The sequence below is a fragment of the Thalassolituus sp. UBA2590 genome, assembly GCF_002339775.1.
Taxonomy (GTDB): domain Bacteria; phylum Pseudomonadota; class Gammaproteobacteria; order Pseudomonadales; family Oceanobacteraceae; genus Thalassolituus.
In genome coordinates this window covers 21,920-35,618 of sequence record NZ_DDKU01000076.1, presented here as the reverse complement: position 1 = coordinate 35,618, position 13,699 = coordinate 21,920, and the positions used below count along the sequence as shown (strand labels likewise).

General features: G+C 51.2%; 12 protein-coding genes. 7 read left to right on the top strand and 5 right to left on the bottom strand.

The features are described 5' to 3' along the window. Positions 1-404: NAD(+) synthase (nadE, locus tag B2067_RS07285; protein WP_301387943.1), on the top strand; the 404-nt coding region annotated here is incomplete at its 5' end. Between the two features lie 115 nt (positions 405-519). Here nadE and B2067_RS07280 read toward each other — a convergent pair. Beyond that, a complete protein-coding gene (locus B2067_RS07280) occupies positions 520-1,605 on the bottom strand; it encodes a fatty acid desaturase (RefSeq protein WP_301387942.1) in 1,086 nt (361 codons plus the stop codon). 115 nt (positions 1,606-1,720) lie between these two features. Here B2067_RS07280 and B2067_RS07275 point away from each other — a divergent pair, with 115 nt between their 5' ends. The 6 genes from B2067_RS07275 to B2067_RS07250 all read left to right on the top strand — a co-directional run bounded on the left by B2067_RS07275 (position 1,721) and on the right by B2067_RS07250 (position 8,768). Further along, the gene (locus B2067_RS07275) at positions 1,721-2,734 is read left to right on the top strand and encodes an AraC family transcriptional regulator (protein ID WP_301387941.1); all 1,014 of its coding nucleotides are present in this window, start codon (positions 1,721-1,723) and stop codon (positions 2,732-2,734) included. A gap of 165 nt (positions 2,735-2,899) precedes the next feature. Then, complete coding sequence (locus B2067_RS07270) at positions 2,900-5,257, top strand: TonB-dependent receptor domain-containing protein (protein ID WP_301387940.1); 2,358 nt, start codon at positions 2,900-2,902, stop codon at positions 5,255-5,257. Positions 5,258-5,424: 167 nt separating this feature from the next. Then, positions 5,425-6,021 (top strand): PepSY-associated TM helix domain-containing protein, encoded by a 597-nt coding sequence (locus B2067_RS07265; RefSeq protein ID WP_297530463.1) that lies wholly within the window; start codon positions 5,425-5,427, stop codon positions 6,019-6,021. Between the two features lie 10 nt (positions 6,022-6,031). Further along, entirely contained in the window at positions 6,032-6,553 is a 522-nt protein-coding gene (locus tag B2067_RS07260) for a DUF2271 domain-containing protein (RefSeq protein WP_068436431.1), read from the top strand. A gap of 10 nt (positions 6,554-6,563) precedes the next feature. Next, entirely contained in the window at positions 6,564-7,388 is an 825-nt protein-coding gene (locus tag B2067_RS07255; protein WP_301387939.1) for a DUF4198 domain-containing protein, read from the top strand. Between the two features lie 84 nt (positions 7,389-7,472). Further along, positions 7,473-8,768, top strand: a complete 1,296-nt coding sequence (locus B2067_RS07250; protein WP_301387938.1) for a sulfite reductase subunit alpha — start codon at positions 7,473-7,475, stop codon at positions 8,766-8,768. A gap of 12 nt (positions 8,769-8,780) precedes the next feature. On the opposite strand, the gene B2067_RS07245 is transcribed toward B2067_RS07250, so the two are convergent. From B2067_RS07245 to B2067_RS07230, 4 genes are all read right to left on the bottom strand, one after another. Beyond that, positions 8,781-10,529 carry a sensor domain-containing diguanylate cyclase gene (locus tag B2067_RS07245; RefSeq protein WP_301387951.1) on the bottom strand — a complete coding sequence of 583 codons (1,749 nt, stop codon included), beginning with the start codon at positions 10,527-10,529 and terminating at the stop codon, positions 8,781-8,783. Continuing rightward, a complete protein-coding gene (locus B2067_RS07240; RefSeq protein ID WP_301387937.1) occupies positions 10,504-11,418 on the bottom strand; it encodes a 7TMR-DISM family protein in 915 nt (304 codons plus the stop codon). Before B2067_RS07240 ends, B2067_RS07245 begins: the two co-directional genes overlap by 26 nt. Positions 11,419-11,827: 409 nt before the next feature. After that, positions 11,828-12,658 carry a sulfite exporter TauE/SafE family protein gene (locus tag B2067_RS07235; RefSeq protein WP_301387936.1) on the bottom strand — a complete coding sequence of 277 codons (831 nt, stop codon included), beginning with the start codon at positions 12,656-12,658 and terminating at the stop codon, positions 11,828-11,830. A gap of 2 nt (positions 12,659-12,660) precedes the next feature. Next, a complete protein-coding gene (locus B2067_RS07230) occupies positions 12,661-13,689 on the bottom strand; it encodes a methionine synthase (RefSeq protein ID WP_301387935.1) in 1,029 nt (342 codons plus the stop codon). Positions 13,690-13,699: the final 10 nt, after the last annotated feature.

The following is a 13,699-nucleotide window of genomic DNA, read 5'->3' as shown; positions in this document are numbered from 1 at the left end:
TCTATGGTGATATGGCTGGTGGCTATGGTGCATTAAAAGACGTGTATAAAACCAAAGTCTTTGCCCTTGCCGAGTACCGGAATTCTATTTCACCTGTGATCCCTCAGCGTGTGATCGACCGTCCCCCTTCCGCGGAGCTTGCGCCGGATCAGGTCGATGAAGACAGCTTGCCAGCCTACCCTGTGCTGGATGATATTCTGGAGCGTTACATCGAACACGATGAAAGTGCAGAGCAGATCATCACGGCCGGACATAATCGAGAAGACGTGATGCGGGTAGTGCGGCTGGTGGATATTAATGAATACAAGCGTCGTCAGGCGCCGATCGGGGTCAGGGTGACTCGCCGTGGCTTTGGTCGTGACCGTCGTTATCCTGTGACAAACGGCTGGAAGGCGGGCATCTGAATTTTTTCCGGCTGTCAGGATAACGCTACAGTCATTGGCTGCGTGTTAGGGGCGAGAAGAGCTGCATGTGCGCCATCTCTGGCGCACATGCAGCACTCACTGAGCTAATAACTCACTAAGCAGCACGCTCATTCAAACGATTCGCGCGCTTAAAGGTTCCCATATCGTTAAAGCGGATGCCATGACGGCGAAGCACTTCATGGGATTCTTTCTCGCTTAAATGGCGAATATAGAAGGGGTCACGCACTACAAAATGGTGGATCGCGTGAGTGCTGCCAAAGTTAAAGCAGAACAGTTGCAGTGGAATTAGATACCACTTATTCATCACCTGACATTGCTCATGAATAATCCCCGGCGTGTTGTCACCAAAGTAATGCATATTCGATGAAATAAAGTGCAGACAGAAAGTACGCAGCACGTTGGGTGCAATCAGGATAACAACGGTCGCAGTTACCCAGGCTTCCTGGGCCAGTAGCCATTGTGGCCAGTCAATCGTTGTTCCTGATGCCCAGGCAATGCCATTAGCCAGATGAAATAGTACGAAGCCATGCCAGATTGTGTAGCAGATGTACCCGACAGGGTTAAAACTGAGCGCACCGATAATTCTTAAGTTTTTAATGTCTGTTTTATTGATTTTACCTTGCTTCAGTAACTTTTTCGGCACGACGAAGTATTTCCCAGCGCGCAGATAAAAAGCCAGCATGTTGTCGCCGACCATCAGGAAACGCTTCCAGTCCCATTTTTCGCCGTTGGTAATACCGCGTTCTTCCAGATCTGTTTCTGTGCCCGACACTTTGTGGTGATGCAGGTGTAGGTAGCGACGAATCCAGGGATTCTGGGTAAGGGGACGTGCGAGGTAGACACCTGCCATCATCAAGTGATGCCAGACAGGCTGCTTACGGAAGTACATGTAATGGATCAGGTCGTGCTCCAGCTCATGCAGCAGTGATGTCCAGAACGCACTTAATACGATGACCATCCAGGCTGGCATGATGCCTTCCATCCAGAGTACGCCGTTCAGAATCATCCCGGCAATACTGACCAGAAAAATGCCCATGCCGACGGCATTCTGGTGCTTAACCAGAAACGGGTGACGAGCTCGAACCTGGTCGCTCACCTGCATCAATTCTTTCTGGATCTGGCGATCTTTAGCGCGGAGTGCCTGAAAGCGCTCGCTGTTTTTATCCGTGGTATCAGTCATACTTATACTCCAAACTCATGGCCCGGCAGACATACACAGGCCTTTGATTACATACTGGAGAAAAACCTGTTTCCATGCTTTGCACTGACCGCCAACCAGTTGACCGGAGACGCCAATGACTGAGCAACCCAAAGCGGTGGCCATGTTTCTGCGTCCGCTGGCTAACCTGCTGCAGCAGCATGGTGATGATCCTGCGGCTTTGTTTGCGGAGCATGGCGTCTCGGTTGAAAATACGTTTAACCCGGAAGTCTGGGTCAGTGTCGATGCGACTTCTGCCTTACTGACGGCAGCCGAAAATCGTCTTCAGGACCCCTCACTGGGCATCAATATGGCCCGCCGCAGTGAATACTCTGCATTTGGTGGGCTGGGTCTGGCATTGTCTGCGGGTGGTAGCATGCTCAGTGTACTGCAACGTCTTGCTCGCTATCAGAGGCTGATCAGTGATGCTGTGCAAGCTGAGCTGGTGGTTAAAGATACTACCGTGTGCGTACAGTTCCGGCCTTCAACTGGGCATGTGCCCCACCCTCAGGGCATACAGTACGTGATGTCCAGCCTGATGCGCCTGGTCAGGCTCAGGGTAGATCCTGCATTGAACCCTCTCGAAGTTCATGTGGCATGTCATGACGATGATTATTGCGCATCGATGGCCCGCTACTTTCGAGTGGCGCCGAGCAGAAGCGATTACTACGGCCTGACGTTCGACCGGAAGCAGGCAGCTGCCGAGCTTCACTCCAGCGACAACCAGATGGTTGCCATGCTCGAAGCAACACTGAATGAGCGACTCGCTGAGCAGGAAAAAGGCTCGCTCGTGATTCAGTTGTCGTTGTGGCTCGAGGGGCAGCTTCCGGAAGGGGAGCCTTCGATGACAGACGCTGCGGAGCGCTTTCACATGAGTGTCCGAAGTCTGCAGCGGCGCCTTACCGATGAAGGCCTGAGCTGGAAGGCGGTACTGGAAAAAACACGCCGGACCCTGGTCGAAAGACACCTCGCGCTTCCCGGTACCACAGTCACACAGCTAGCGTTTATGCTGGGCTTCTCCGACGTCAGTGCATTTTCCCGTGCTTTCAAAAAATGGTACGGCGTATCTCCGACTCAATTTCGCGCCAGCGAAACCTCTCAAAACCAGTAAGACTCCTGCAATACGCATCGGCCTCCGGTCCAGAAGCCTTTGTCCATACACGGTTTTATTAAAATTAATAAGTGTATTGTGAGTGAAGTTACAAATGAAAAACATTTGCATTTGCAACTAAGTGAAAATAGTATACGCGCAAATTCCCCCGTATGGACCTTAAACATGAAGTTTCGAAATCAGCTTTTTCCTTTGAGTGCACTCGCTGCAGCGGTTGTTGCTTCTTTCTCTGTAACAGCAGAAGAGCAGACCATTGAACTGGATAAGTTTGTCGTTACAGCAGCAGGTTACGAGCAGAAAGTAGTGGATGCTCCAGCCAGTATTTCTGTAATCACTCAGGAAGATCTGCGCTCACGTCCTTATGTCACGCTTCTGGATGCCGTCCGTGAACTGGAAGGTGTCGATATCGGTGAGACCCGGGATAAAACGGGCCAGGGGACTATTTCGATCCGTGGTATGGGAGCAGATTACACTCTGATCCTGATTGATGGTCGTCGTCAGAATAACCATGGTGATATCTATCCGAATAATTTCGGTGGTAATCAGTTCAACCACATTCCGCCGATTGATGCGATCGAACGTATTGAGGTTATCCGCGGACCAGCGTCTACCCTATATGGAGCGGATGCTCTGGGCGGTGTAATCAACATTATCACCAAGAAGGTGACCGATGACTGGACAGGTTCTGCAAGTATCAGCCGCACTTTCCAGGAGTACGACGAGTACGGTGCGGATACCACGGCTGACTTCAGTGTGGCAGGCCCGTTAATTGAAAATGTTCTTGGTATGGAGCTGCGTGGCAGTATTTATAAGCGCGATGCATCAGAGCCAGAGTACGACTCAGTCACCGACCCTAACGGTGTTGAACAGACACGCTCTCTTGGCTTCGGCAGCGGCGGTAAAACTACAGATAACACCAATCACAATGTGGGTGTAGGTCTGAACTGGAAGGTAGCAGAAAACCAGAGCCTGACCTTCGATTACGACACATCGAAGCAGGTATATGACAACGAACCACTGGAAGATGGCAGTTTCCCTCTCGGGACGGTCGACAGTATTGATACCCTCTGGCAAGCAAGGGGCGGTGTGGTTAATCCTCGTGCAGGTTATGCACAGGATCAGGAGTTCACCCGCGACCAGTGGGCAATCGCTCACGAGGGCAGCTGGAGTTTTGGTAAGAGCCTGGTGTCTTTGCAGAACATCGAGACAAATAACAACGGCCGTACCGTACCGCTGTCAGTGTCTGAAAGACAATTGCTGCAGGAGATGTACGATGGTACGGGTGATTACGCGGGCCTGAGTGAAGACGAGCGCCGTGCGATTGCCGAGGAGACCTTTCTGCCGCGTCCGGACCGTACTATGGAAAGCAGCCAGTATACGCTGGATGCCAAGCTGGAAATTCCGGTCGAAGATCTGGCCGGTGACCACCTGTTTATCGTCGGCGGTCAATATATTGATGCCGAGCTTACTGACGGTGTATTTGGACGTGAAGATGGTGAGTCGGGAGAGGTATCAGACTTCACGACATACGCGTTGTTCGCTGAAGACAGCTGGACCATGGTGCCAGATTTTACGCTGACTGCGGGTCTTCGCTATGACGATCACGATGCTTTCGGTAGCAATGTCAGCCCTCGCTTGTACGCGGTATACAGCCTGACGTCAGAGTGGACGGTGAAAGGTGGTGTGAGCAGTGGTTATAAAACTCCAAAAACAACTGATCTTTACGACGGTGTAACCGGCTTTGGAGGCCAGGGTACCGTTCCTTTTGCGGGGAACCCGGATCTTGAGCCGGAGAAAAGCCGCAATACCGAAGCCGCGATCTATTGGGAGTCGATGGAGAATCGCCACAGCTTTAACGCGACCATTTTCCACAATCGCTTCGAAGATAAGATTGCCCGTGGTGACTCAGTACAGACATGTGCTCAGACTGGCGGTGAACGCCCCTGTGTGAACCTTGGTGAATACGAAGATTTGGGTTATGACTCGTGGGCTCAGGTAATCAATATCGATGATGCTCTGATTCGCGGCGCTGAAGTCGCTGGTCGTTTCCAGATCATTGATGCACTGGCAGTACGTGGTAACTACACCTACACCGACAGCCGACAGCTTTCTGGTTCGCAGGAAGGTCAACCGCTGACGAATACGGCGGAGCACATGAGTAATGTCACTCTCGATTGGGATGTGAATACTAAGTTGAATGTGCAGCTGACCAGTGAGACACGCTCGGCTCGCTTCCGCGGCGTAGATGATGATAACGATCCTCTGTACTACAAGGATTATCGCGTACTGCACCTCGGCGCAACCTATGCGGTGAATAGCTACTTCAGTGTGTACGGCCGTATTAACAACCTGTTGGATCAGGACTTCACCACCTACAGTGTTGAGTACGACGATATCGATGGGGATGGAGAGTACGAATATGCTTCGGGTCGGGGTGCTGTCAGCGAGGTTGTATTCGAAGACGATTACAACAACAAAGACAAGCGTCGTAACCTCTGGGTAGGTCTGAACGTACGTTTCTGATCAGAGATCAGAATGAATAGAAAAGGGCCGGAAGGCCCTTTTTTTACGGACGGATATCATCTTTTGATAATGCATAGAAGTGTCATTATCAAATAAAAATACTTCTCATTAGCGTGCCGTTTGTTAGTATTCTCACCGTTCGCTGATGGGCTTTTTTGGATGGTGTCATGTTTTCTCGATTTTTACCCGGCACATTGCGCCAGTGGCACTGGATCAGTTCAGCAGTGTGTCTGGTGGGCATGATTCTGTTCGCATTCACAGGTATTACTCTCAATCACGCCGCTGATATCCCGGCAGATCCTGAACGCACAACCGTCGAAGCAGAGCTCTCACCGGGCATGCTCAGTGCGGTTCAGAGTCGCTCGGAAGGACCGTTGCCTATGGCCGTTCGTCGTTGGCTGAGCGATGAACATGATATCCCCACTCCAGATGCTTATGCCGAATGGGATGAGTATGAAGTCTACCTCGGCATGCCCAAACCCGGCGGGGATGCCTGGCTAAGTATTGATCTGGAAACAGGCAGTTTTATTTATGAAAACACAGATCGTGGGGTGATTTCTTACCTTAATGACCTGCACAAAGGCAGAAATACCAATACCGCGTGGTCGTGGTTTATCGATATTTTTTCGGTGCTTTGTCTGGTTTTTTCCCTGAGCGGATTATGGTTGCTCGCTCGTTATGCCAGACAACGCCCAAGTACCTGGCCACTTGTGGCATTCGGCGTTATTGCACCCATTATTTTACTTGTTCTCGCTGCGCACTAAGGAGTCGCTTATGAAATTAATTACATCCGGACTGATGGCGGTTGCTACTTTCGCATCATTTGCGCAGGTACAGGCGGCTGATCTTTCCGTCTCCGTAGAGATCCCGGAATTAGATGTCGCTGAATATCACAAGCCTTACGTTGCTATCTGGATTGAAGATGATCGCAATCAGGTCGTCAGTAATCTGGCCGTCTGGTACGACGTCGATATGCGCAATGCCGAGGGTGAAAAGTGGCTGAAAGACATGCGTCAGTGGTGGCGCAGAAGCGGCCGTTCACTGGAGATGCCGGTCGATGGCGTCAGCGGTGCAACTTATGGTCCGGGCGGTTATGAGCTGGAGTTTACGCCGGGCAAGGCTCCTCTCGCAGACCTCAAGCCTGGCGACTATCGCCTACGTGTTGAAGCGGCACGTGAAGTCGGTGGCCGCGAACTGATCAACATTCCTTTCAGCTGGCCTCAGAGCAGCGAAAAGACACTTAAAGAACAGGGTAGCTCTGAACTTGGCGCTATCGAACTGACCATCAAACCTTAAGGAAATGCAGATGAAAACGAACTTATTAAAGCCTCTTCTACTGGCGGCTCTTATTGCTGGGACTCTGTCTGCGGAAGCTCATCGCGCATGGATTCTTCCACAGGAAACACAGCTCTCGGGCGAAGAGCGTTGGGTCGGTTTTGAAGCGGCAGTCTCTAACGATATTTTTGTCGCGAACTATCACGCCGTTCGCCTCAATGATCTCACTGTGATACAGCCAGACGGCGATAAAAGTGAAGCAGAAAACCTGCATACCGGTAAGTACCGCACTGTCTTCGACGTAAAGCTTGAGGACGAAGGCACCTACAAAGTTTTCACGGCAAGCAATGGTATGCGCGCGATGTGGGAAGAAGACGGTAAACGTCGTATATACCCTGGCCGTGGCGAGCAATACACCGAGGAAGGTTTCGCTGAGAATGTTCCCGAAAAAGCGGACAATCTGCGCATCATGCAGTCTTCCCGCCGTATGGAAACCTTTGTCACGCTTGGTGCACCGAGCACTGAAACGCTGCAGCCAACGAATAAAGGGCTGGAGCTTGTGCCAGTAACGCATCCGAACGATCTGTATTCCGGTGAGCAGGCGACTTTTAAGTTTCTGATTGATGGTGAGCCTGCTGAAGGCGCCGAACTGACCGCCATTCGTGAAGGAACCCGTTATCGCAACAGTCAGGATGAAATCAGTGCCGTTGCAGACAAAAAAGGCGAGGTTAAACTCAATTGGAAAGGTGCTGGCCGCTACTTTATCGAAGTCGAATATAAAGACGATAAAGCGAAGAAACCGGCCACGGAACGCACGGGCTCTTACGTGACTGTGCTTGAGGTCTTACCGGACTGATCTATGTTGACGGTGGCTCCCTACATTCAGGCCGGAGCTCTTTTTCTGGCCTGGGTAGCTTTTACATTCTGGTGTTATCGACGAGTGATAGCGCGAAGTATCGAAGTAAGGGAGCACACCGATGCCGATACCATTGTCGCTTTTGCGAGTGAGAGTGGCTCTGCTGAGTCACTTTCACAGCAACTGGTTAAAATGTTGAGAAGCCAGGGCGCGAAGGTACTTCACCTACCACTTAATCAAGTCACGTCTGAACGGATGACTAAGTCACGCTCTCTGTTCGTGATTGCAAGTACCTACGGTGAGGGCGACGCGCCAGACAATGGTCGGTTTTTTATACCTTCCATAAAAAAAACGACAGCCTGCTATCCAGAGCTGTGCTTCTCGATTCTCGGCCTGGGGGATACAAGCTATGAGCATTTCTGTGGCTTCTCCTACGATATCAATACAATTCTGCTTGAGCGTGACGCTCAGGTGCTGGCGCCTCTGGTGGCAGTAGATCGCAATGATCCCGAAACGATTGCATCCTGGTTTGCTCAACTCGCAGAGGCTGGCGTGATTCATTCTGATCAACTCAGTGCGATGGAGTTTTCGGATAGAGCGCTAGTCAATCCTCAATATCCGTTGCGCTTTAAAGGCCGTCGTCACCTTAACTCCGGAAGTCCTGGTGCGCCGATATACGAAGTCACACTGGATGTGAGAAACCAATTCAGCTGGCAGGCGGGGGATATAGTTCAGCTTCATATGAAAGGGCAGATTCGCGAATACAGTATTGCCAGCATCCCCGAGGAATCTGAGCTGATGCTGCTGGTTCGCGAACAGAATCATCCGGATGGCACCCGAGGCCTGGGGTCTGGCTGGTTGTGCCACCAGGCGACTACTCTCGATAGTGTTGATGTTTCGATACGCTGTAATCCGTCTTTTCACTGCTCCGCAGACGTTGAGAAGCTCATTTTGGTTGGAAATGGCTCTGGTCTGGCGGGCTTGAGGGCCCACCTGAAAGCAAGAGAATTGTCTGACCAACATGACAACTGGCTGATATTCGGAGAGCGTTCTCCACTGTTTGACCGACACTGGGATGACCAACTGATCGCTTGGTATGAATCCGGACACCTTTCTTATTTTAACCGGAGTTATTCCCGCGCTGAGTCTTCTGAGTTGGCCTCAGTAGCTGGTGAAGCAAGTGTGGGCTATGTTCAGGATGTTGTTGCAGAAAACAGCGAGCGGCTCACACGTTGGGTGAATGCCGGGGCCACGATTCTCGTATGTGGAAGCCGCGACGGTATGGCTCAGGATCTGGATCACCAGCTTTGCACTATATTAGGCGGTGATCAGGTTGAAGCTTTGACGGCAGCGGGACGCTACCGTCGGGATGTCTATTAGGTCAGCGTATCATCAGCCTGCTTCGTCTAATTGCTCTGAGCGCGTAACCTGATTGCGGCCGTTCTCTTTGGACTGATACAGGCAGGCATCAGCAACGCTTAATAGTTTCTCTTCCAGTCCGGGTTGCGACGGGATGGTGCATGCGACACCGATGCTGATGGTCATGTTTTTGCTCTGATTGCCTTGAGTCACGGTTGTTTTTTCAAATGCTGATCTAAGTATTTCGCCAACCTGAGCAGCGCGTTCTTCAGTTGTTTTAGGCAGGACGACAACGAACTCTTCACCACCATAACGGGCGGCAAATGCCCCCGGCATAGTGACCACCTTGCGGATAAGTTGGGCGGCACGTACCAGACACAAATCACCAAACGCATGGCCATAATTATCGTTCAGCTTTTTGAAGAAATCGATATCGACCATCATGACACTGATCGGGTGCTGGTCTTTGTATGATTGCTCGTAGTGGTCACGGAAAACCTGATCAAAGTATCGGCGGTTAAAAAGCTTGGTCAGGCCGTCGGTCACACTTAACTCTTCAAGCCTGCGGTTGGCTTTCTCCAGCGCCGAAGTACGTTCTTTAACCTTATTGTCCAGCTCCTGATTCATGGCGACCTGCATATCAAGAAGCTTAGTCTGAGAATTAATCCTCAGCTCTTTCTCCTGATTCATCTTATCTGCAAAGGCGATGGAAAGGAGTGAAAGTTCCGCAATAAAGCCAATCGCAAAGGCATGGTTTCCGAGCTCTGTCGCTGGAATCTTGCCGGTCATATCCAACAGGTACCAGCCTATGAAAACCAGATGCGCAAACCAGGCGATAGTGAACAGTCGAGCTGACTTCATCCCCATGACCCAGCCTTTTATGCCGATGTAGAGAGCACAGACAACGCCAAATAAGGCAATGGAGTGACCGAGTTTCACAATCAGACTGTAGGGCATAGTGAAGCTCGCAATCGACATAACGATCAGAGTGAATAGCATCAGGTATGCAACCGAACGGTCCAGTACAGAACCGAAGTTCTTCAGGTCGATAAATTTGAGCACAAAGGCCATGGCGGTAAGTTGAACAAACGGTGCCAGAAAGGCGATGACCTGGTTATTTACGCCGGGTCTGTCACCCCAGAAATACTGCTCACCAAAGCCAAACATAGTTGCCTGCATGACACCGGCACTGAGAAGGTACAGTACATAAAGAATGTACGAGCTTTCTGTGAGTGAGAAGTACAGGAACAGGTTGTACAGCGCCATGATGGCGATAATTCCAAGAAAGGCGCCAGCCCAGAGATAGAGCAGCTTTTCTTCTTCAGCGGCTTCCTTGTAGCTCATCAGGTCCAGTGGCATCAGCAGCGGGCCGGGTGTAGATATCCGGATGTAGATTTCCTGCTCATCGGCGCTCGCATCGTCAAGCGGGAACCAGAAGGTTCGCTGATCAATAGGGCGACTATCAAATGGCAGCTGGTCACCTGCTGAGAAGTGACGGATCATTCTTCCACGCTCAAAAAGGTAGAAGTCGACGTAGTCATGATGTGGGTAGTTGAGGCGCACAATGGGTTGCCCGAAGGCTTCAGACACGCCGGCAAGACGCACTCTCGCCCAGACCGGCTGGCTGGTTTGCCCGAGGTTGTTGTTAATGTTCTGGCGGTGGTGCCAGTCTTCTTCCGGACGCACGAGTATTTCGTCGAGCGTTTCTCCGTTCCGCTCTGATACGAACTCGAGTAGCGGTAAGAGACTGACTTTGTCACCGGTGAAATGGACGGTTTCGATGGCGTGAGCCCGGTGCGCCAGAAGAGCGGCAATCAGAATCGTCAGAGACAGCAGTGCCTTGCACCAGCGCGCTACTCAGTGCGACTGCAAAGTTATTGTCGAACAGAGACGTGTCTGGCCAGAAGTACTGATACCCAAGCCCCTGAAGAGTTAACTGGTGTAGCCCGACACTCGCCATATACACGAGATAATAGATGTAAGCTGTATCGCGCAGAGAGCCTGAAATAAAGGCATTGTAGGCGAACATGATGAGCAGAATACCGAAGTAAATGCCAAGGGCCATCGATGTATTACGATCCTGGAGTTTGCTCTCAGCACCGGTCACCAGACTGAAAGGGATCAGTAGTGGACCTGGAGTGCTGATGCGGAAATACACCTTAGCGTCTGTCGACTGATTCAGCTTTTCAAGAGGAAACAGAAACGTTCGTTGGTCGACAGGGCGGGAGTGAAAGCCACGTTGGTCGCCGGTATAAAAGCTCTGTACCACACCCGATTCAGATACCAGAAAGACATCGATGAAATCATAGTGAGGGTAATCGAGTAGTAAGTAAGCGCTGTCTGCCTTCAGATTATTCGTGCCCGTAAGATCAACGCGGAACCAGGTGGTACCATAGTCGCGCCCCAGGCTTCGGCTGGTTTGAGGAACACCAGACCAGCGGCTGTCGGGCAAGGCCATGATTTCCGACAAGCTGTCTTCACCGGAGCCCGGCTGGACCTGAACAACATAACTGGAAAGCGAGATCTCATCCGTCAGCCGCTGCAGGTCAAGTGTCCGTATGTCACTGGCGTGCGATTGAACGTTGAACATCAGTAACAAGCAGGCGACAACTAACCCAGCACTCAATTGTACTGCGTGGCGTGATCCGCTGATGATGCTCGGAAATGGCACTTAATCGTGCTCCTTATTGTTAGATTCTGAGCTGCTCTACACGTGGTAAAACTCAGCTTCTTGATGTCCAGAATAGCCTCAAGTGGCAGCAAAGTAGTGCATACAAGTCACAATCTATCTTATTGACCGGGAAATTTACCTTTCATTGACGGGTGTCTATCTGGCTGAGTGTTGAGCATTGAAAGAAGAGTAAAGGAACTGTTGAATACAGGTGGGCCTGGATTGGGGGATTACGTCGTGGCCATGACTAGTAACCACGAATCGGCTCAAGAGGATAAGGTTAAAGCGAGGAGTAAGGCAATTAAGTGAGATGACTCTGAGTGGAGAAAAAGCCTGACCGCTCATACAGTCTCCTGCAGAGAGTGTCCGCTAGAGTCTGGCCAGGCAGTCAGGCGATTTATGACGTGAACTACAGCGAGAGTTGTACCAACATACGTAACCCGGTAAACAGCAGAACAATGGCAAAGATTTTTTTGAGCAATCCCGCATCAAGTGATGAGGCAAGCCGGGCGCCCACGGGTGCGAACAGTACCGTCAACGGCACTATGCAGATAAAGCCGATCAGGTTGACTAAACCAAAGGTGCCAACGGGTGCATCTTCTGGGGTCGTACCTAGTAAAAGCATCACCAGTGCGCCTGGCAACGCAATAATTAGCCCGATTGCCGCTGCCGTTCCCACGGCTTTATGCGCAGGATAGTTAAACAGGGTAAGCAGTGGTACAGAAAGCGTGCCCCCACCTATACCGACCATCGCACTGAAAAAACCGATTGACGATCCCATGACGGCCTGGCCGCCAGGATTGGGTAATCCCGGGAACAATGCGGGCTTTCCTGCTCTGAACAACATGTTCAGTGCCGCAAGTGTTGCAATGATACCGAACAGGAGGGTCAGCCAGTCGCCGTCTGCGCGAGTTACCAGCCAGCTTCCTGCCAGAACACCCGAGAAAATAAACAGGCTCCATCGTTTGAATAGTGCTATGTCCACATTTCCAAGCCGGTGATGTGAGCGTATTGAACTGACGGAGGTCGGAATAATAGTTGCGAGAGAGGTAGCCGTCGCGACTAACATGGCTGAGTCGGCTGATACGCCAAACCCCTGAAACAGGAAATACAGCACAGGCACAATCACAATACCGCCGCCTACACCTAGTAGCCCAGCAAGAATCCCAGCGAATACCCCTGTGACTGCTAATGCCAGAATGGTCATCAGGTGACCTGACATAAACTCAATGATATCCATGCTTAATCCGCCAGTTCTTTGCGAATGATCTCAGCACCAGCCGCCAGGGCCTGCAACTTCTGACGCGCAATCTCCCGTGAAAGAGGGGCCATACCACAGTTAGTGCAAGGATAAATCTTATCGGCATCGGCGTATTTCAGTGCTTCACGAAGCGTCGCTGCGACTTCTTCTGGCGTTTCAATCGTATCGGTTGCTACGTCGATGGCGCCCACCATAATCTTCTTACCCTTAAGTAGAGTCAGAACTTCCATCGGGACACGGCCGTTATGGCATTCCAGCGAAACAATATTAATGCTGGATTTCTGGATCGCGGGAAACGTTGTTTCGTAATGACGCCACTCAGCCCCGAGCGTCTTTTTCCAGTCGGTGTTGGCTTTAATGCCATAGCCATAACAGATATGCACAGCGGTCTCACAGGTCAGACCTTCGGTCGCTCTTTCCAGCGCTTCGATGCCCCAGTCATTAACCTCATCGAGGAATACGTTAAAGGCCGGCTCATCAAACTGAATAATATCAACGCCGGCCGCCTGTAACTCACGAGCCTCCTCATTCAGAGCCTTGGCGAACTCGAATGCGAGCGTTTTACGATCCTGATAGTAATCATCGTAGAGGGTATCAACCATAGTCATAGGCCCGGGTAGAGCCCACTTAATCGGCTGGCTTGTCTGACCGCGCAGAAACTTAGCATCTTCAACAAACACCGATTTCTGACGACTCACCGGACCAATCACTCCAGGTACACTGGCGTCGTAACGGTCGCGGATACGCACGGTTTTCTTATTCTCAAAATCGACGCCGCTCAGGTTTTCGATAAAGGTGGTCACAAAGTGTTGGCGAGTCTGTTCACCATCACTGACGATATCGATGCCTGCGGCCAGTTGTTCCTGAAGAGAGACGCGCAGGGCATCCTGCTTTCCATCGAGGAGCGCTTTACCGTCGAGTTTCCATGGCGACCAAAGTTTCTCGGGTTCTGCTAGCCATGTGGGTTTAGGCAGGCTGCCTGCCGTTGACGTTGGAAATAGCTTTTTCATTGTTAGCTCT